This is a genomic window from Rhodococcus rhodochrous, from assembly GCF_014854695.1.
In the GTDB taxonomy this organism is placed as follows: Bacteria; Actinomycetota; Actinomycetes; order Mycobacteriales; family Mycobacteriaceae; genus Rhodococcus.
Window position 1 is genome coordinate 2,022,774 of the sequence record NZ_CP027557.1, and the last position, 18,100, is coordinate 2,040,873.

Here is an 18,100-nt window from a genome sequence, read left to right on the forward strand (position 1 = left end):
TGTCGCCACGGTCAGAAGGTGCTGCGGCCGGGGATCCAATCGGTTCCGGCCAGGGGCACCCGCGCCATCGCGGCGGCCTCCATCGTGACGGCGACGAGATCCTGCGGTTCGAGATTGCGCAGGTGCGACTTGCCACACGCGCGGGCGATGGTCTGCGCCTCCATGGTGAGCACCCGTAGGTAGTTCGCCAGGCGGCGGCCACCCTCGACCGGATCGAAGCGGACCTGCAGGTCGGGATCCTGCGTGGTGATACCGGCGGGGTCCTTGCCGTCCTGGAAGTCGTCGTAGAAGCCGGCGGCCGAGCCCAGCTTCTCGTATTCGGCCTGGTACTTCGGATCGTTGTCGCCGAGGGCGATCAGCGCGGCCGTGCCGATGGCGACGGCGTCGGCTCCGAGGGCCATCGCTTTGGCGACATCGGCGCCCGAGCGGATACCGCCCGAGACGATCAGCTGCACGCCGCCGGGAGTGCGGTGCACACCCATCTCCTGCAGGGCCTGCACGGCCTGGGGGAGCGCGGCGAGGGTCGGGATGCCCACGTGCTCGATGAAGACGTCCTGGGTGGCGGCGGTGCCACCCTGCATGCCGTCGACCACTACGACGTCGGCGCCGGACTTCACGGCGAGCTTGACGTCGTAGTAGGTACGGGTCGCACCGACCTTGACGTAGATCGGCTTCTCCCAGCCGGTGATCTCGCGCAGTTCGAGGATCTTGATGGCGAGGTCGTCGGGGCCGGTCCAGTCCGGGTGCCGGCACGCGCTGCGCTGATCGATGCCCACCGGCAGGGTGCGCATCCCCGCGACCCGCTCGGTGATCTTCTGTCCGAGGAGCATGCCGCCGCCACCGGGCTTGGCGCCCTGGCCGAGCACGACCTCGATGGCGTCGGCCTTGCGCAGGTCGTCGGGGTTCATGCCGTATCGCGACGGAAGGTACTGGTAGACGAGGTGTTTGGACTGTCCGCGCTCCTCGGGGGTCATGCCGCCGTCACCGGTGGTGGTGGACGTGCCGACCTCGCTGGCACCACGTCCGAGAGCCTCCTTGGCACGGCCGGACAGCGCGCCGAAGCTCATTCCGGCGATCGTGACCGGGATGTCGAGGTGCAGCGGGTACTTCGCGTTGCGGTCGCCGAGGACGACGTCGGTCTCGCACTTCTCGCGGTAACCCTCGAGCGGGTAACGCGACATCGACGCGCCGAGGAACAACAGGTCGTCGAAGTGGGGAACCTTGCGCTTGGCGCCCCAGCCACGGATGTCGTAGATGCCGGTCGCGGCGGCACGCTGGATCTCGTGGATGACGTTGCGGTCGAACGTGGCCGACTCACGCAGTCCGGGCTGGAAGGTCATGGAATTCTCCTCGGGGTCGAGCGGGCGGAAGAACGTCGGGGCGTCAGTACGCCGAAGCGTTGTCGACGTGGAAGTGGTAGAGCTGACGGGCCGAGCCGTAGCGGGTGAACTCGGCCGGGTCGGCGTCGAAACCGGCCGCGTCGAGCAGTTCCTGCAGTTCGACGATGTGCTCGGGGCGCATCTCCTTCTTGACGCAGTCCGCGCCGAGCGAGGCGACGCTGCCCCGCACGTAGATCCGTGCCTCGTACAACGAATCACCCAGGGCCTCACCGGCATCGCCCAGGACGACGAGTCGGCCGGCCTGTCCCATGAAGGCGCTCATGTGCCCGATGTCGCCGCCGACGACGATGTCGACGCCCTTCATCGAGATGCCGCAGCGTGCGGCGGCGTTGCCTTCGATCACCAGCAACCCGCCGTGGGCGGTGGCACCGGCGGCCTGCGAGGCGTCGCCGGTGACGCGCACGCTGCCCGACATCATGTTCTCGGCGACACCGACGCCGGCGTTGCCGTCGATGGTCACGTGGGCGTGCTGGTTCATACCGGCGGCGTAGTAGCCGACGTGGCCGTCGATGCGGACGTCGATCGGCCGGTTCAGGCCGCAGGCGAGTGCGTGGGCGCCCTGCGGGTTCGCGACCTCGACCGAAGCCGGGGCCTCCGTCGCGTGCAGTGCCGCATTGAGTTCGCGGGTGGTGGTCGTCGCCAGATCGTAGGTGGCGGTCGGGAGCAGGGTGTCGGTGGTCATGATTACCTCCGTGGAACGGGGTCGGACAGCGGAATCGGGGGTTGTGGCGACCTTCAGCGTTGCCACACGTAGACCCGGTCCGGTTCGGGTTCGAAGATGCGGGCGTCGGCGATGCCGGGAAGTCCTGCCAGAGCGCGGAATTCCGAGGCCATGGCGACGTAGGCGTCGCACTCGGCGACGATCGCGGGCTTGCAGGCGATCGGATCGCGCACCACGGCGAAGGAATCGGATGTCGACACCAGTAGGGTGTAGAACCCGTCGAAACGTTCGCCGAGAAGGCGCAACGCCTTCTCGAGATCCGCGCCCTCCGCCAGGTGCTTGGCAACGAAGCGCGCGCCGACCTCGGTGTCGTTCTCGCTGTCGAAGACCACCCCCTCGTCCTCGAGTTCGCGCTTGATCGACAGGTGGTTGGAGAACGAGCCGTTGTGCACGAGGCACTGGTCCGGTCCCACGGCGAAGGGATGTGATCCGGCAGCGGTGACGGCGGATTCGGTGGCCATTCGGGTGTGGCCCACACCCTGCCATCCGGATGCGGTCGGCAGGCCGAAGTTCTCGGCGAGAATGCGCGGATCGCCGGTTCCTTTGAGGACGGTCACGTCGTCACCGAAGCCGATGACGGTCGCAGTGGGTGCCAGGGCGCGGACGGTGTCGGCGAGCAGAGTGGCGGGGACGGGGGCGTGCAGCACGGTGGTGGGTGCGAGATCGAGTGCACCGACGGTCACGCCCAGTGCGTCGCCGACGATCGTGGCGAGATCCGAGGGGGCATCGAGTACCGAGACCGACGACTCCCCGGCGGGGGAGAAGACCGGGTTGCCGTAGACGGCGACGCCCGCCGAATCCGGTCCGCGGTCCACCATCTGCCCGAGCATTCCGGTGAGCAGGCTGCCCAGTCGGGGTTCGAGCGAGGTGTCCCGCAGATGAAGTCCGACGATTCCGCACATGGTCGTCTCTCCTGTTCGATGGGTAGGGAAGTAGCGAAGACTTCTCAGAAGGCGGTCAGGTAGCTGTCGATCTCCCACGGGGTCACGGTGTTGTGCCAGTGGAAGAACTCCTCGCGCTTGAGTGAGGCGAAGTAATCGGTGACACTCGCGCCCGCCGAATCGAGAGCGCCGGAGACGACCGGATCGGCCTGGAGGGCGTCCATCGCGTGCAGTAGCGTCATCGGCAGGGTCTCCGTGGAACCGCCGGTACCGGGAGTCCCGGGGTCGAGGTTGCGTTCGATGCCGTCGAGGCCGGCAGCGAGAGTCGCGGCGGTGGCGAGATAGGGGTTGGCGGAACCGTCACCGCCGCGCAGTTCGACGCGGTTGGAGTCGGGGACCCGCAGGTAGTGGGTGCGGTCGTTGCCACCGTAGGTCGCGTAGCGCGGCGACCAGGTGGCACCGGAGGACGTGCTGGTTGCACCGGTTCGCTTGTAGGAATTGACCGTCGGCGCGATGACGCCCTGCAGAGCGCAGGCGTGCTCGAGGATGCCGGCGATGAACGAGTAGGCGGTCTTCGACAGGCCCAGGCCGTGCGGGTCGGATGCGTCGGGGAAGGCAGAGACGCCGTCGCTCCACAGCGACAGGTGCATGTGCATGCCCGATCCCGTGCGGTCGGCGAACGGCTTGGGCATGAAGGTTGCGGTCATGCCGCGCTGCTCGGCGAGCACGGAGATCAGGTAGCGCAGGGTGACGACCCGGTCGGCGGTGGTCAGGGCATCGGCGTACTGGAAGTTCTGCTCGAACTGGCCGTTCCCGTCCTCGTGGTCGTTGGCGTAGTTGCCCCATCCGAGGGTGTTCATCGCCGACGAGATCGACGTCAGGTGCTCGTACATGCGGGTGACGTCGCGGGCGTCGTAGCAGGGCTGGCGGGAGGTGTCGAGCGCGTCGGCCGTGCGCAGCGTTCCGTTCTCGTCCTTGTTGACGAGGAAGTACTCGATCTCGGCGCCCACGTTGACCTCGAGGCCCAGTGCGGCAGCCTGCGCGAGTACGGACTTGAGGATCACGCGCGGCGCGTACGGCCAGGGCTTGCCTTCGACGTGCGGGTCGCAGTGGACGAGAGCGAGGCCTTCGCGCACGAACGGGATGGGCGTGAACGACGCGGCATCGGGGATGGCGACGAGGTCGGGATCCTTCGGGACCTGGCCCATCGACCCGGCGGCGTAGCCGGCGAATCCGACGCCCTCGGTCTCGAGCTCCCCGACGGATTCGACGGGAACGAGCTTGGCGCAAGGCTTTCCGGACAGGGTGGTGAAGACGGCGAGGATGTAGCGGGTGCCGGCGGCGTGGGCGAGTTCGGTCAGGGTGGGGGATCCGGAGGTCTCGGGGGACCGGCCGTTCGCGGACGGGAGGCGCAGCACGGACGTGTCGGTGGCTTCCAGCGTCATGGGGGCTCCTCGGATTCGACGGGGTTTCACTATATGAATCGATGTCGAGTACGAGGAAACAAGGTAGCGATGACGAGCGTGTTACGCGAGGGTGAGATTGCCGTGACGGTTCGCCGGAACGGTCTGCATGTACCAACGGTCTGCATGTGTACGGAAGGCATCGGTCGCGAACGCGCCGACGGTCGGGGCCGAGAGGGATCCGTTACACGCGTTAACCGAGCGGCAACCCATCGCCGTGTTTCTTCCCATTATCGTCTGTTTCACGTCAGCGATCGGTATCCACCACACCCGGCGTGTCCACGTCGGTCCTCCCGAGGAGTTCTCATGTCCGAGATCGACACCACTGCAACCGTTTTCCTGCCGTTTCGGGCTGCCGGAAGGCGCAGGTGATCGCGTGAGCGTCTGTATGGGCACCACCAGCGTCCCGAGGTGGGACGAGGAACGACGCATCGCCGGCGAGGGTCGCTACGTGACCGTCCTGTCCTTCGGTGACGCCGCCCTGGACCAGGCGCGCAGCCTCGTGTCGTCCTTCGAGGGTCGTCGTGTCGACTGGATCCGCCTGCCGGAGGAATGGGGTGACACGGCCGCACAGATCCTGGAGCGGCAGGCGAGCGTAGCTCGTGTGGGATGGCGCCTCGTGCTGGTCGGGCCGGAAGCGGCGGTGCTCGCGGGACGATCGGCGGCCGTGGCCGCAGGACTCCTCGACGACGAGATCCTTCCCCTCCCCGTGGAATCGGCGACGCGCACCGTCTACTGCGCCCACTGCCACTCCACCCATCTCGCCGCCGTCGCGATCGGGCAGGGCACCACCTGTCCGGCCTGCGCCTCGGAACTCGTCGTCTACCACCATGTTTCCCGACTGCACGCCGCCTATCTCGGCTTCGCGGTCGACGCGGAGGAACGCCGATGACGCTGACATCCGACGTCCCGGTGCGGAACTCGGCCTGCGGAACGGAACTGCAGTTGACGGTCGCGGAGACGATCGCGCTGAGGCCCACCGTGCGACACGTCCGCCTCGTGGACCCTGTCGGCCGCCCGCTTCCCTCCTTCACGCCCGGTAGCCACATCGTCGTCGCCTGCGGCACCGGACCCGGCGGGCGACCGCGTCGCAACTCGTATTCCCTGACCGGTCCCGCCTTCGAACCCGACCACTACGCGATCTCGGTGCGGCTGGAGGAATCCGGTCGCGGCGGGTCGCAGTGGGTCCACGACCTCCAGGTCGGTGACCGAGTCCCGGTCGGCACACCGCGCAGCGCGTTCGCTCCGATCCTCACGGCCCGGCACCATCTGCTGGTCGCGGGTGGAATCGGGATCACGCCGATCCTGTCCCATATCCGCGCGGCCGTGCAGTGGGGTCGATCGTTCGAGGTGCACTACGCCTTCCGCGACGGCGACGGTGCCCACCTCGACGAACTGCATGATCTGTGCGGACCGCGTCTGCACACCTACACGGCGCGCGAGGTCTTCCGGGAGCGGATGGGGCAGGCGCTGCTGGAGCAGCCCATCGGCACCCACCTGTACATGTGCGGTCCGACCGGTCTCGTCGACGACCTCTGCGAACGTGCGGGTCGCGCGGGGTGGCCCGACGCGCGTGTGCACTACGAGCGCTTCGGGGTCGGTGACCTCGACCCGGGAGAGCCGTTCACTGCACACCTGACCCGCCGCGGCATCGACGTCGCCGTCGACTCGGGCGTCAGCCTGCTCGACGCACTCGAAAGTCGCGGGGTCGCAGTGCCCAACCTGTGCCGGCAGGGCGTGTGCGGTGAGTGTCGACTGCCCGTGACGAGCGGAGGGATCGACCACCGCGATCTGTACCTGAGTGCTGAGGAGAAGGACGCGGGAGACTGCATGATGCCGTGCGTCTCCCGATCGAACGGACCACGATTGGAGCTGGATCTGTGAGTACGACAATCGATCTCGCCGTCCGCGACGACGACCTCGGTCTCCCCGATCGGATCGCGCGCTTCCCGTTTCCGTTCGCTCGTGACGCCTATCGTTACAGCACCAACGTCGAACCTGCCGGAAGTCCCGTTGCGACCGCCGCGGGCGGATGGGGTCGGCATCCCGTCGACATCGACGACCACTATCTCGACGACCTCGCCGAACGAGAGCGGATCCTCACCACCGACCCCACCCGGTTCCAGTCTCTGCCGCACATGGAGATCGCGCAGTGGGACGCGATGGTCACGCTCATGCGGATGCTCGCCGACGCGTACCCGGAGACCTTCGCACTCGAACGCGACCGTGAGGCGCGGCTGTTCGTCAACCATGCGCTCGGCGTCGAACAGCCCTTCGTCTTCGGTGATCGGTCGACGCTGCCCGAGCCGCCTCTGCGCTTCATCGGCAGGCACCTCCAGGAGGACGTCGTCCTGCTCGACCAGCGCGAAGGTGCCCTCTGGGGCGACGCCGGCCTGGTCACCTTCGCGGCCGACTGGTCGCTGCGCTTCGACGTCGGCATGAATTTCCGCCAGATCCACGGGCCCGTCCCGCGCGTCCACACCGAAGGAGTGATCCCGCGCGCCGAGCAGTTCCTCATGGGTCTGCAGGCGGGACAGTGCTACCGACGCACGAACTGGTCGCTCAGCGTCGACCGTCGACTCGACCAGTCCACCGAAACCTATCCCGAATGGGGCCGCGACCGCCGACTGCTCGCCGAGGGGCCGCTCGAGGACGTCGGACCTCGCCTGCACCTCCGCGTCGAGGTCCAGCATCTCGTGCGTCTCGGTGTCTCCGGCGCGATCATGTTCCTCATCCGCACACACCTGCTGTCGTTCGAGGACATCGCCCGGGTGCCCGAGTGGTCCGAGTGTCTCCACTCGGTCCTCGACGAACTTCCCGACGACATGGCCGACTACAAGGGCATCACGCGTACCCGCGGACCGGGTCTGCGTTGGCTGCGCACCTACGGCGGCGTCCGGCCCTGAACACGGATTTCGGGGAGGTTGTGTGCGGAATTCTCGAGAAACTCGCACACGACCTCCCCGCAGTTGTCGATTCGGCTCATCGGTAGCCCTCCTGCGTCGGCCACCGCCTCTACGATGTCGGCCATGGCTGTGCGCAGGATCGACGAAACCGAACGCCGAGCGCGACTTGCCGCCAGGCACCGCCTGCACCCGAAGCATCGCGCGTCCGACGCGGTCGATGCCGCAAGGAGCCTAGTGTGCCTGCACGGCACCGACGCCGCCTCCGTCTACCTGTCGGCGTGGGCTCGCGTCGACGACTTCACCACGGACGACCTCGACCGGATGCTCTACACGGATCGGTCGCTGGTGAAGCACATGGCCATGCGGCGCACCGTCTTCGTCTTCGCCCGGGAGATCCTGCCCGTCGTGCAGGCGGGCGCAAGTACGCGAGTGGCGACGATGCAGCGCCGGCAGGTGGTCAAGGACGTCGAGAAAGCCGGCCTGTACCGCGACGGTGAGCAGTGGCTCGACGAGGTGAGTGGCCACGTGCTGCAGGCGTTGTCCGGGGGACGCGAAGCGACCTCCACCGAATTGCGTGCCGCGATCCCGCTTCTCGACGCGAGCATCGACTACGGGATCGGAAAGTCGTGGGGCGGCAGGGTTCCGTTCGCTCCACGCGTGCTCACGGTGCTCTCCGCCGAAGGCAAGGTGGTGCGGGCGTCGAACAGAGGATCGTGGCGCGTGTCGCGGCCCACCTGGACGTCCACGGAGTCGTGGCTCGGCTCCGAGATCGAACCGTGCGACGAAGCCGACGGTGTACGCGCGCTCGTGGAATCGTGGCTGCGGGTCTTCGGACCGGGGACCGAGGCCGACATCAAATGGTGGCTCGGCTCCACCCTCACGGCCGTCCGCGCGGCCCTCGCCGAACTCGACGTGGTGGAGGTCGATCTCGACGGCCGTCCCGGCTACCTCCTGTCCGACGACGTGGACGAACCCGCTCCCGTCGAACCGTGGGGAGTGCTGCTGCCCTCCCTGGACCCCACGGTCATGGGGTGGGCCGAACGCGACTGGTATCTGGGGCCGTACAAGGACGACCTGTTCGATTCGAACGGCAATGCCGGGCCCACGGCGTGGTGGGACGGACGGATCGTCGGCACGTGGTGGCAGAGCGATTCCGGATCCGTCGAACTGCATCTGCTCGAGGACATCGGTGCCGACGGCCGGGCGGTGCTCGAACAGGAGGCGACGCGCCTCGACGAGTGGCTCGGGGGAGTGAAGGTGATGGCCAGATTCCCGACGCCCCTCGCGAAAGAGCTCGCGGGTGCCACGGAAGGCAAGCCTTCACGCAGGTCTTCGCCGTAGGCTGCGCACATGGCCGTCGAAACGAGAACCGCCACGCGCCGAGACATTCCGGCCTTCGCTCCGGTGATCGCCGAAGCCTTCTCCGACGATCCGGTCTTCACGTGGATGTTCCCGGACGAACAACACCGAATCCGGCGCATGACCCGTTTCTTCGCGGCCGACGCCCGGCACCACATGGTGCCGCTGGGGGCCACCGACATCGCCGAGTCCGGCGGAGTCGTCGGAGGCGCGGCGATGTGGGCGCCGCCCGGACGATGGCGTACCGATGTGTGGACATTGCTCCGCCTGCTGCCCGGCTTCTACGCAGCGCTCGGACGGAACATGGGGCGAGGGAGTCAGGTCGAGCGAACGCTCGACGCGGCGCACCCGGACGAACCGCACTGGTACCTGTCGACGATCGGCACCTCACGCGCTGCGCGCGGGAGCGGCTTCGGTACAAAGCTCATGAAAGCCGGCCTCGCCCGGGCCGATGCCGAACATGCTCCCGCCTATCTCGAATCGAGCAAGGAGTCGAACATTCCCTACTACGAGCGGTTCGGGTTCGAGGTCACCCGCGAGATCGCCGTACCCGGTGGCGGGCCGACGCTGTGGGGAATGTGGCGGCAGCCGCGCTGATCGGCGCCGATCCGCGATCGAGTTCGTCATTCGCTACGGCAATTGCCGATGCGGATGACAAGCGGGATCGAGGATGGTCTTGTATCGGGAACGCTTTCGGCGGATCGTCTCCGTAGGTGAATCGTGCCGATCCCGAGGAGTCCGATATGCAGGTGCTCGTTGTCTACGAAACCCGGCTCGACGCGTCACCCGTGTTCACCGGTCGCGCCTCGAAGACGATCGGGAGAAAACTGCGAAAACGGGGCTGCACACTCGCCGCGGAACCGGAGAGTTTCCTTGTCGACGAACAGACCGTCCTCGAACCCGGTGAGGCGGAACGTGCGACCCGGTGGGGACATGCGCTCCTCGAAGCCGAGTCTGTTCGGTGAGTGCCCCGGAGCGGTCCTCGGTCGGGCGCCGGGCCGGCTATCTCGTCGCCATCGTCGTCGACGCGGTGCTGCTGTACCTGATCAACGGCTGGCCCGGATGGGACGTGGTGCCCTTGCTCACCGAGGACACCACCCGTGTCCTCGGTTGGGTGAACGCCTCCATCATCGCCGGTGTCGTCACCAACGCCGTCTACCTTGTTTCCGACCCGCCACGGCTGAAAGCCCTGGGCGATCTGGTGGTGAACGGCATCGGGCTCTACGCCCTCGTACGGATCTGGCAGGTGTTTCCGTTCGACTTCCCCGACGACGGATCGGTGCCCTGGGACCTGATCGCCCGGACCGTGCTGGTGGTGGCCATCTTCGGGACGATCATCGCTCTGATCGTTGCGGTGGTTCGACTCGTGACCGGTCGACGGAGGTGAAGCGCCGCGAGGTCCGCGCTGCAGAAGATCAGGCGCCCTGCCAGACGGTGTCGAACGGGGTGTGGGCGGACACTCGCCCCTTGATCCCCGCGGTGACGAAATCCTTGGCGCGGGCCGCGGCGTCGGCGACCGACGCGCCCTTCGCGAGTTCGGCCGTGATCGCGGCCGCGAGGGTGCAGCCGGCACCGGACACCCGCTCGTTGCCGACTTTCGGTGCCGTCAGCAGAGTGACCTCGGAACCGTCGAACAGCACGTCCACCGCGTCCTCGCCGTCCAGTTCGACGCCGCCCTTCGCCACGACGTACTTCGGGCCGAGGTCGTGGATGCGACGTGCGGCCTCGATGAGCTGGTCGACGGAGGTGATCTCGTCCATGCCGGACAGGGTGAGTGCCTCGAACAGGTTCGGGGTGACGACCGTGGCGTGGGGGAGCACCTGCGCGCGCAGCGCGTTGTCGGTGTCGAGCGCTGCACCGGCCTCCTGGCCCTTGCAGATCAGGACCGGGTCGAGCACGACGTGCCGCCAGTCCTGCTTCTCGAGACCCTCGGCGACGACGTCGATCGTCGCGGGCGTGCCCAGCATGCCGATCTTCACCACGTCGAGATCGTGGGCGGCGGTGGCGGCCTCGATCTGCTCGGCGATCACGTCGGCCGGGACGGGGAAGAAGCGGTGGCCCCAGTTGTTCTTCGGGTCGAACGAGACGATGCACGTCGTGGTGCCCACCCCGTACACACCGAGCTGCTGGAACGTCTTCAGGTCGACCTGCAGACCGGCGCCACCGGTCGCTTCCGAGCCGGCGATGACGTATGCGAGGTCGACCATGTGAGTGCTCCGTTCGGACTGGGAGACGGCGTTGCCACGGGATGTACCCGCCGAACGACCAGGTTACAGACGAACCCGGTGCCACCTGCGGACCGCCCACCGTCGCTCCCGATATCGTCCAGGCATGACGGCCTTCCACGAGCTCGACGATTACCTGACGCTTCCCCGTGTCACCTCCCTCACGATGTCTCCGGACGGGAAACGCCTGGTGATCACGCAGTCGACGCTCGACGAGAAGGCCACCTCGTACACCGGGGCCCTGTGGGAGGTGGATCCCGAAGGCAACGCTCCGGCGCGACGCCTCACCCACGGCACCACGGGTGAATCGAACCCGACCTTCACCGCGACCGGCGACCTGCTGTTCACCGCCGCACGTGGCAAGGACGACCCGCCGGTGTCGCTGTGGCGACTGCCCGCGGCGGGCGGCGAGGCCGAGCAGGTCGGATCTCGCAAGGGTGGATTCGCATCGGTGCACGCGGCGTCCGAGGCCGACCGGATCGTCCTCGTCGCGTCCGTCCTCGGCCACAGCGAGTCCGACGACGAACGGATCCGGGACGCCCGCAAGGACGGGGCCGTGACCGCGGTGCTGCACACGGGTTATCCGGTGCGCTACTGGGACCACGATCTCGGGCCCGACCAGCCGCACCTGCTCGTCCCGGACAAGAGCGGCGACGGGTTCACCGACCTCACGCCCGGGATCCGAGGGTCGCTGCGTGATGGCTCCGTCGACATCGCTGCCGACGGTTCGTTCGCCGCCGCGACATGGGTGGTCCCCGGTCCGCTCGCCTCGCGCCGCGTCACGCTCGTGCGGGTCGATCTCGGCACCGGCCTGCGCACCCCGCTCGTCGACGACGAGACCGGCGACGTGACGCACCCGTCGATCTCGCGCGACGGGACGAAGCTCGCCTACCTGCACGAATCGATGAGCGACGCGGAGAACCCGCCGCAGATCACCGTCCGCGTCCTGGACATCGCGAGCGGAACCACGACAATCGAGGCCCCTGAATGGGACAGACGTCCCACTTCCGTCACCTGGCTGCCCGACGGTTCCGGTCTCGTGCTCACCGCCGACGATCACGGACGCGCGCCGGTGTTCGTGCAGCGACTCGGGTCCGAGCAGCCCGACCGCCTCACCCCGGACGACGCCGCCTACACGGACGTCTGCCTCGCACCCGACGGCAGCACGGCATACGCGCTGCGGGCCTCCTACGAAGCACCGCCGCACCCCGTGCGCATCGATGTCACCGGACCCGACGCCGGCACCGTTACGCCGCTACGTGCTCCCGCTGCGCTCCCGGAACTGCCGGGACGCCTCGAGGAACTGACCACCGAAGCCGCCGACGGCACGCCGGTGCGGGCGTGGTTCGCACTTCCGCATACCGCGTCCCCCGACGACCCCGCGCCGATGCTGTTGTGGGTGCACGGTGGTCCGCTGAGCAGCTGGAACACGTGGTCGTGGCGCTGGAACCCGTGGCTCCTCGTCGCCCGCGGCTATGCGGTGCTGCTGCCCGATCCCGCACTGTCCACGGGATACGGCGACGACTTCGTCCGGCGTGGCTGGGGACGGTGGGGGAGCGAACCGTACACCGATCTGATGGCCGTCACCGATGCTGCGGTCGCGCGCGCCGACATCGACGAGGAACGGACCGCGGTGATGGGCGGATCGTTCGGCGGATATCTCGCCAACTGGATCGCGGGGCACACCGACCGGTTCCGCGCGGTCGTCACCCATGCCGGCCTGTGGGCGCTGGACCAGTTCACGCCGACCACCGACGTGGCCTGGTACTGGCAGCGGGAGATGACCCCGGAGATGGCGGTCGAGAACTCACCGCACCTGTTCGTCGCCGACATCGTCACGCCCATGCTCGTGATCCACGGCGACAAGGACTATCGCGTCCCGATCGGCGAAGCCCTGCGCCTGTGGTACGAGCTGCTCGACGAATCGGGGCGGCCCGCCGAGGACGACGGCACCACCGTCCACCGCTTCCTGTACTTCCCGTCCGAGAACCACTGGGTGCTGAAGCCGCAGCACTCGAAGATCTGGTACCGGACCGTCGAGGCGTTCCTGTCCGAGCACGTGCTCGGCCGCCCGCTCGACCTGCCGGACGAGCTGGGCTGACCGAGGACGTCCGCTCGGGGTCTACTGCCTCGCTATTCGGGCGGGCGCGGCTGGTCGCCCGGCGAGGCCGGCGGACGCGTGGGCTCGTCGGTGGCCGGGGTCGACTCGCTCGTCGCGGAACCGGAACCGGCCGAGTGCTGACCCGATCCGCCGCGATGGGTGACCTTCTCGGCGAGACCACCGACCGTATCCTGGAGGTGTGGCGCCTTCTCCTTCACGACGCCGGCCGCTTCCGTCACCTTGTCTTGTACCGCAGGAATGACCTTTTCCTGCACCGCCGGGTTGTGCCACAGCTCGTTCGAACGCCCCCGCATCTTGTCGTAGGTCTCGCGTCCCGCCCGGGTCCCCGCGACGAATCCCGCGGCTGCACCTGCAGCGAAGATCAATGCCCGCATCATGACGGTGTCCTCCGTCCTGTCCGTTCGGCGTCCGCGCATTCGGCCGCCCGGCACTGCGATACCCGGTCGGGGAGCGGGCCACACTCTTCTGTCGCGACCCCTGTCCGGCTCTGTCGTAGCCCGTGTCCAGGAGGTTCGCCGCGACGCTTACGATTGACGGGTGACCAGTGCGCCAGAGAACTCGCAGAACCCCGCCGACGCCCTTCCCAAGAGCTGGGACCCCAGCGCCGTCGAAGCGGAGCTCTACCAGCAGTGGGTCGACGCCGGCTACTTCGAGGCCGACCCCACGAGCGACAAGCCCGGGTACTCGATCGTCCTGCCGCCGCCGAACGTCACCGGCAGCCTGCACATGGGTCACGCCCTCGACCACACCCTCATGGACGTGCTCTCCCGCCGTAAGCGCATGCAGGGCTACGAGGTGCTGTGGCTGCCCGGCATGGACCACGCCGGCATCGCCACCCAGACCGTCGTCGAGAAGCAGCTCGCCGCCGACGGCAAGAAGAAGGAGGACCTCGGTCGCGAAGCCTTCATCGAGAAGGTCTGGCAGTGGAAGGCCGAGTCCGGCGGCATGATCCAGGGCCAGATGCGCCGCATCGGCGACGGTGTGGACTGGTCGCGCGACCGCTTCACCATGGACGAGGGCCTGTCCCGCGCCGTGCAGACGATGTTCAAGCGCCTCTACGACGAGGGTCTGATCTACCGCGCCGAGCGTCTTGTCAACTGGTCGCCCGTGCTGCAGACCGCCATTTCCGACATCGAGGTGAAGTTCGAGGAGGTCGAGGGTGAGCTCGTCTCCCTGCGCTACGGCTCCCTGAACGACGACGAGCCGCACGTCGTCGTCGCCACCACCCGTGTGGAGACGATGCTCGGCGACACCGCCGTCGCGGTCCACCCCGAGGACGAGCGCTACAAGGACATCATCGGCACCACGCTCGAGCACCCGATCACCGGCCGGCAGATCCCGATCATCGCCGACGAATACGTCGACCCCGAATTCGGTACGGGCGCAGTGAAGATCACGCCTGCGCACGACCCCAACGACTTCGAGATGGGCCTGCGGCACGATCTGCCGATGCCCACGATCATGGACAAGGCCGGTCGCATCGCCGACTCCGGCACCCGCTTCGACGGCATGGACCGGTTCGAGGCGCGCGTCGCGATCCGCGAGGAACTCGCCGCGCAGGGTCGCGTCGTCGCCGAGAAGCGCCCCTACCTGCACAGCGTCGGCCACTCCGAGCGGTCCGGCGAGACCATCGAGCCGCGCCTGTCGATGCAGTGGTGGGTCAAGGTCGACAAGCTCGCCAAGGCCGCCGGCGACGCGGTGCGCAACGGCCACACCGTCATCCACCCGGCGAGCCAGGAACCGCGCTGGTTCGACTGGGTCGACAACATGCACGACTGGTGCATCTCGCGTCAGCTGTGGTGGGGCCACCGCATCCCGATCTGGTACGGCCCGAACGGCGAGGTCGAGTGCTTCGGCCCCGACGAGAGCGCGCCCGAGGGCTGGGAGCAGGACCCGGACGTGCTCGACACGTGGTTCTCGTCCGGCCTGTGGCCGTTCTCCACGATGGGCTGGCCGGAGAAGACCCCCGAGCTCGACAAGTTCTATCCCACCAGCGTTCTCGTCACCGGTTACGACATCCTGTTCTTCTGGGTCGCCCGCATGATGATGTTCGGCACCTACGTGTCGGGCGACGACGCGGTGCACCAGGCACAGGTGCCGTTCCGGGATCTGTTCCTGCACGGCCTCGTCCGCGACCAGTTCGGCAAGAAGATGTCGAAGTCGCGCGGCAACGGCATCGACCCCCTCGACTGGGTCGAGCGTTTCGGTGCCGACGCCCTGCGCTTCACGCTGGCGCGCGGCGCGAACCCGGGCGGCGACCTCGCCGTCGGTGAGGACCACGCCCAGTCGTCGCGCAACTTCGCGAACAAGCTGTTCAACGCGACCAAGTTCGCGCTGATGAACGGCGCGGTGGTCGGCGAGCTCCCGGCCCGCGACCAGCTCACCGATGCCGACCGGTGGATCCTCGACCGCCTCGAGCAGGTGCGTACCGAGGTCGACGCGGCCTTCGATCACTACGAGTTCTCGAAGGCGTGCGAGGCGCTCTACCACTTCGCGTGGGACGAGGTCTGCGACTGGTATCTCGAGCTCGCCAAGGTCCAGCTCGCCGACGGCAGCGCCCACGCCGACGGCACCAAGGTCGTGCTCGGCACCGTCCTCGACCAGCTGCTGCGCCTGCTGCACCCGGTCATCCCGTTCGTCACCGAGACGCTGTGGAAGGTGCTCACCGGCGGCGAGTCCGTCGTCGTCGCATCCTGGCCCGAGGCATCCGGCGTCGCCACCGACGAGACCGCGGCGCAGCGTGTCGCCGACCTGCAGAGGCTCGTCACGGAGATCCGTCGGTTCCGCAGCGACCAGGGCCTCAAGCCGTCGCAGAAGGTCGCGGCCCGGCTCGTCGGTGTCGAGGACGCCGATCTCGTCGCGCAGGTGCCGGCCGTGCAGTCGCTCGCGCGCCTGACCGCGCCGGAGGACTCGTTCTCGGCCACCGCGTCGATCGAGGTCCGGCTGAGCCGCGCGACGGTCACCGTCGAGCTCGACACCTCCGGCAGCATCGACGTCGGCGCCGAGATCGCTCGCCTGCGCAAGGATCTCGCGGCCGCGGAGAAGGAGCTGACGGGCACCTCCGCGAAGCTGTCGAACGATGCCTTCCTCGCGAAGGCACCCGACCAGGTGGTCGCGAAGATCCGTGGTCGCAAGCAGATCGCGGAAGAGGAGATCGCACGGATCACCGCACGACTGAAGGAGCTGGGCGCGGCGTGAGCACCGACACCCCGGGGGCGCCGTCCCCGGTGGACCTGGCCGAACTGACGCTCGTCGAAGCCGAGCTCGACAAGCGCTGGCCGGAGACGAAGATCGAACCGTCCCTGGCGCGGATCGCCGCGCTCATGGACATCCTCGGGTCGCCGCAGAACAGCTACCCGTCGATCCACGTCGCCGGCACGAACGGCAAGACGTCGACGACCCGCATGATCGACGCGCTGCTCACCCGCATGCACCACCGCGTCGGCCGGACGACGAGCCCGCACCTGCAGCTCGCCACCGAGCGGATCAGCATCGACGGTGCGCCGGTCTCGCCGCGGACCTACGTCGACACCTACCGCGACATCGAACCGTACGTCCGGATGATCGACGAGCAGTCCGAGGCGGCCGGTGGCCCGAAGATGAGCAAGTTCGAGGTCACCACCGCTATGGCGTTCGCGGCGTTCGCCGACGCACCCGTCGACGTGGCGGTCGTCGAGGTCGGTCTCGGCGGACGGTGGGACGCCACCAACGTCGTCACCGGGCAGGTCGCAGTGATCACGCCGGTCGGGATCGACCACACCGGCTATCTCGGCGACACCCTCACGGAGATCGCGGGGGAGAAGGCCGGGATCATCAAGAAGGCACCCGACGACGGTCTCGTGCCCCGCGACACCGTGGCGATCATCGCGCAGCAGGAGCCCGAGGCGATGGACGTGCTGCTGCGGCAGGCCGTCGAGGCCGACGCGGCCGTGGCCCGTCAGGGCTCCGAGTTCGCGGTGGTGCGACGCGCGGTCGCCGTCGGCGGACAGCAGATCGACCTGCAGGGTCTCGGCGGTCTCTACACCGACATCTTCCTGCCGCTCCACGGCGAGCACCAGGCGCACAACGCGTCGGTCGCGCTGGCCGCGGTCGAGGCGTTCTTCGGGGCGGGCCCCGGCAAGCAGCTCGACGTGGAGGCGGTGCGCGACGCGTTCGCGTCGGTGACCACGCCGGGCCGGCTCGAACGGGTGCGCAACGCACCCACTGTCTTCCTCGACGCCGCGCACAACCCGCACGGCGCGAAGGCCCTCGCGGCCGCGCTCGCCCAGGAGTTCGACTTCCGCAAGCTCGTGGGCGTCGTGAGCGTGATGGCCGACAAGGACGTCGCGGGTCTGATCGAGGCGCTCGAACCGGTCTTCGACGAGATCGTCGTCACGCACAACGGGTCGCCGCGGGCGATGGACGTCGACGATCTCGCGAACATCGCCGTCGCCCGATTCGGCGACGAACGGGTCGTCACCGCGGCGACGCTCCCGGATGCGATCGAGACCGCGATCGCGATCGCGGAGGAGGTCGGCGAGCCCGGCGAAGCGGTGTCGGGCGCCGGGGTCGTGGTCACCGGTTCGGTGGTGACCGCAGGTGCGGCCCGCAGTCTGTTCGGAAAGGATCCCGCGTGAGCAACGACAAGCCGGAGGAACAGAAGTTCCGGCCGCCGACGACGGACCCCTGGAAGGGCTTCCGCGGCGTGATGGCGGGAACGCTCGTGCTCGAGGCGATCGTGGTGCTGCTGGTGCTGCCGGTGATCGCGACCGTCGGCGGGGGACTGAGCGCGTGGTCGACGACCTACGTCGTGGGCCTCGCCGTTCTCATGTTCCTCGGAGCCGGGGTGCAGAAGAAGTCGTGGGCGATCCCCTTCAACATCACGTTGCAGGTGCTCGCCGTGCTCGGCTTCTTCGTCGACCTCGCGTTCGGTGCGGTGGGTGTGCTCTTCGCCGTGGTGTGGGCGTACATCTTCTACCTGCGCAAGGACATCAGGGATCGCGAATCCAGGGGTCTGCTGCCGGGCCAGCGGGACGACCTCTAG

The 18,100-nt window shown here is 68.2% G+C and carries 17 protein-coding genes; 11 read left to right on the forward strand and 6 right to left on the reverse strand.

From position 1 onward, the window contains the following. Positions 1 to 11 precede the first annotated feature (11 nt). The 4 genes from C6Y44_RS09375 to glnT are packed head-to-tail and all read right to left on the reverse strand — an operon-like array spanning position 12 to position 4,447. Positions 12 to 1,340 (reverse strand): FMN-binding glutamate synthase family protein, encoded by a 1,329-nt coding sequence (locus C6Y44_RS09375; RefSeq protein WP_159418623.1) that lies wholly within the window; start codon positions 1,338 to 1,340, stop codon positions 12 to 14. Between the two features lie 43 nt (positions 1,341 to 1,383). Further along, positions 1,384 to 2,082 (reverse strand): GltB/FmdC/FwdC-like GXGXG domain-containing protein, encoded by a 699-nt coding sequence (locus C6Y44_RS09380; protein ID WP_039586897.1) that lies wholly within the window; start codon positions 2,080 to 2,082, stop codon positions 1,384 to 1,386. A gap of 53 nt (positions 2,083 to 2,135) precedes the next feature. After that, positions 2,136 to 3,023, reverse strand: a complete 888-nt coding sequence (locus C6Y44_RS09385) for a class II glutamine amidotransferase domain-containing protein (protein WP_039586900.1) — start codon at positions 3,021 to 3,023, stop codon at positions 2,136 to 2,138. 44 nt (positions 3,024 to 3,067) lie between these two features. Then, a complete protein-coding gene (gene glnT / locus C6Y44_RS09390; RefSeq protein ID WP_159418622.1) occupies positions 3,068 to 4,447 on the reverse strand; it encodes a type III glutamate--ammonia ligase in 1,380 nt (459 codons plus the stop codon). Positions 4,448 to 4,841: 394 nt separating this feature from the next. On the opposite strand from glnT, the gene C6Y44_RS09395 reads away from it, so the two are divergent. The 7 genes from C6Y44_RS09395 (at position 4,842) to C6Y44_RS09425 (ending at position 10,117) form a co-directional block, all read left to right on the forward strand. Continuing rightward, the gene (locus tag C6Y44_RS09395) at positions 4,842 to 5,357 is read left to right on the forward strand and encodes a dimethylamine monooxygenase subunit DmmA family protein (RefSeq protein ID WP_225623769.1); all 516 of its coding nucleotides are present in this window, start codon (positions 4,842 to 4,844) and stop codon (positions 5,355 to 5,357) included. Continuing rightward, positions 5,354 to 6,349 (forward strand): PDR/VanB family oxidoreductase, encoded by a 996-nt coding sequence (locus C6Y44_RS09400; RefSeq protein WP_159418621.1) that lies wholly within the window; start codon positions 5,354 to 5,356, stop codon positions 6,347 to 6,349. Before C6Y44_RS09395 ends, C6Y44_RS09400 begins: the two co-directional genes overlap by 4 nt. After that, complete coding sequence (locus C6Y44_RS09405; protein WP_159418620.1) at positions 6,346 to 7,371, forward strand: heme-dependent oxidative N-demethylase family protein; 1,026 nt, start codon at positions 6,346 to 6,348, stop codon at positions 7,369 to 7,371. The genes C6Y44_RS09400 and C6Y44_RS09405 overlap by 4 nt, the downstream gene beginning before the upstream one ends. Positions 7,372 to 7,494: 123 nt before the next feature. Beyond that, a complete protein-coding gene (locus C6Y44_RS09410; protein ID WP_192378754.1) occupies positions 7,495 to 8,712 on the forward strand; it encodes a winged helix DNA-binding domain-containing protein in 1,218 nt (405 codons plus the stop codon). 9 nt (positions 8,713 to 8,721) lie between these two features. Next, a complete protein-coding gene (locus tag C6Y44_RS09415) occupies positions 8,722 to 9,327 on the forward strand; it encodes a GNAT family N-acetyltransferase (RefSeq protein ID WP_159418618.1) in 606 nt (201 codons plus the stop codon). 146 nt (positions 9,328 to 9,473) lie between these two features. Next, positions 9,474 to 9,695, forward strand: a complete 222-nt coding sequence (locus C6Y44_RS09420) for a hypothetical protein (protein ID WP_159418617.1) — start codon at positions 9,474 to 9,476, stop codon at positions 9,693 to 9,695. Then, on the forward strand, positions 9,692 to 10,117 hold the full coding sequence (locus tag C6Y44_RS09425) for a hypothetical protein (protein ID WP_159418616.1): 426 nt from the start codon (positions 9,692 to 9,694) through the stop codon (positions 10,115 to 10,117). The genes C6Y44_RS09420 and C6Y44_RS09425 overlap by 4 nt, the downstream gene beginning before the upstream one ends. A 28-nt stretch (positions 10,118 to 10,145) precedes the next feature. Here C6Y44_RS09425 and thiD read toward each other — a convergent pair whose 3' ends face one another. Then, complete coding sequence (gene thiD, locus C6Y44_RS09430) at positions 10,146 to 10,937, reverse strand: bifunctional hydroxymethylpyrimidine kinase/phosphomethylpyrimidine kinase (RefSeq protein ID WP_159418615.1); 792 nt, start codon at positions 10,935 to 10,937, stop codon at positions 10,146 to 10,148. Positions 10,938 to 11,061: 124 nt separating this feature from the next. On the opposite strand from thiD, the gene C6Y44_RS09435 reads away from it, so the two are divergent. Continuing rightward, positions 11,062 to 13,056, forward strand: a complete 1,995-nt coding sequence (locus C6Y44_RS09435) for a S9 family peptidase (protein ID WP_159418614.1) — start codon at positions 11,062 to 11,064, stop codon at positions 13,054 to 13,056. A gap of 32 nt (positions 13,057 to 13,088) precedes the next feature. On the opposite strand, the gene C6Y44_RS09440 is transcribed toward C6Y44_RS09435, so the two are convergent. After that, positions 13,089 to 13,454: a YtxH domain-containing protein gene (locus C6Y44_RS09440; RefSeq protein WP_159418613.1), complete on the reverse strand. Its 366-nt coding sequence runs from the start codon at positions 13,452 to 13,454 to the stop codon at positions 13,089 to 13,091. Between the two features lie 160 nt (positions 13,455 to 13,614). Between C6Y44_RS09440 and C6Y44_RS09445 the strand changes: the two genes are divergently transcribed. The 3 genes from C6Y44_RS09445 to C6Y44_RS09455 are packed head-to-tail and all read left to right on the forward strand — an operon-like array spanning position 13,615 to position 18,100. Then, on the forward strand, positions 13,615 to 16,275 hold the full coding sequence (locus C6Y44_RS09445) for a valine--tRNA ligase (RefSeq protein WP_159418612.1): 2,661 nt from the start codon (positions 13,615 to 13,617) through the stop codon (positions 16,273 to 16,275). Further along, positions 16,272 to 17,693: a bifunctional tetrahydrofolate synthase/dihydrofolate synthase gene (gene folC, locus C6Y44_RS09450; RefSeq protein ID WP_006551179.1), complete on the forward strand. Its 1,422-nt coding sequence runs from the start codon at positions 16,272 to 16,274 to the stop codon at positions 17,691 to 17,693. Before C6Y44_RS09445 ends, folC begins: the two co-directional genes overlap by 4 nt. Beyond that, complete coding sequence (locus C6Y44_RS09455; protein WP_060651102.1) at positions 17,690 to 18,100, forward strand: DUF4233 domain-containing protein; 411 nt, start codon at positions 17,690 to 17,692, stop codon at positions 18,098 to 18,100. The genes folC and C6Y44_RS09455 overlap by 4 nt, the downstream gene beginning before the upstream one ends.

Coding starts and splice junctions, on each gene's coding strand:
- C6Y44_RS09380 (WP_039586897.1), bottom strand. CDS start 2,082: ATGACCACCGACACCCTGCTCCCGACCGCCACCTACGATCTGGCGACG.
- C6Y44_RS09440 (WP_159418613.1), bottom strand. CDS start 13,454: ATGATGCGGGCATTGATCTTCGCTGCAGGTGCAGCCGCGGGATTCGTC.
- C6Y44_RS09400 (WP_159418621.1), top strand. CDS start 5,354: ATGACGCTGACATCCGACGTCCCGGTGCGGAACTCGGCCTGCGGAACG.
- thiD (WP_159418615.1), bottom strand. CDS start 10,937: ATGGTCGACCTCGCATACGTCATCGCCGGCTCGGAAGCGACCGGTGGC.
- C6Y44_RS09375 (WP_159418623.1), bottom strand. CDS start 1,340: ATGACCTTCCAGCCCGGACTGCGTGAGTCGGCCACGTTCGACCGCAAC.
- C6Y44_RS09415 (WP_159418618.1), top strand. CDS start 8,722: ATGGCCGTCGAAACGAGAACCGCCACGCGCCGAGACATTCCGGCCTTC.
- C6Y44_RS09420 (WP_159418617.1), top strand. CDS start 9,474: ATGCAGGTGCTCGTTGTCTACGAAACCCGGCTCGACGCGTCACCCGTG.
- glnT (WP_159418622.1), bottom strand. CDS start 4,447: ATGACGCTGGAAGCCACCGACACGTCCGTGCTGCGCCTCCCGTCCGCG.
- C6Y44_RS09385 (WP_039586900.1), bottom strand. CDS start 3,023: ATGTGCGGAATCGTCGGACTTCATCTGCGGGACACCTCGCTCGAACCC.
- C6Y44_RS09435 (WP_159418614.1), top strand. CDS start 11,062: ATGACGGCCTTCCACGAGCTCGACGATTACCTGACGCTTCCCCGTGTC.
- C6Y44_RS09410 (WP_192378754.1), top strand. CDS start 7,495: ATGGCTGTGCGCAGGATCGACGAAACCGAACGCCGAGCGCGACTTGCC.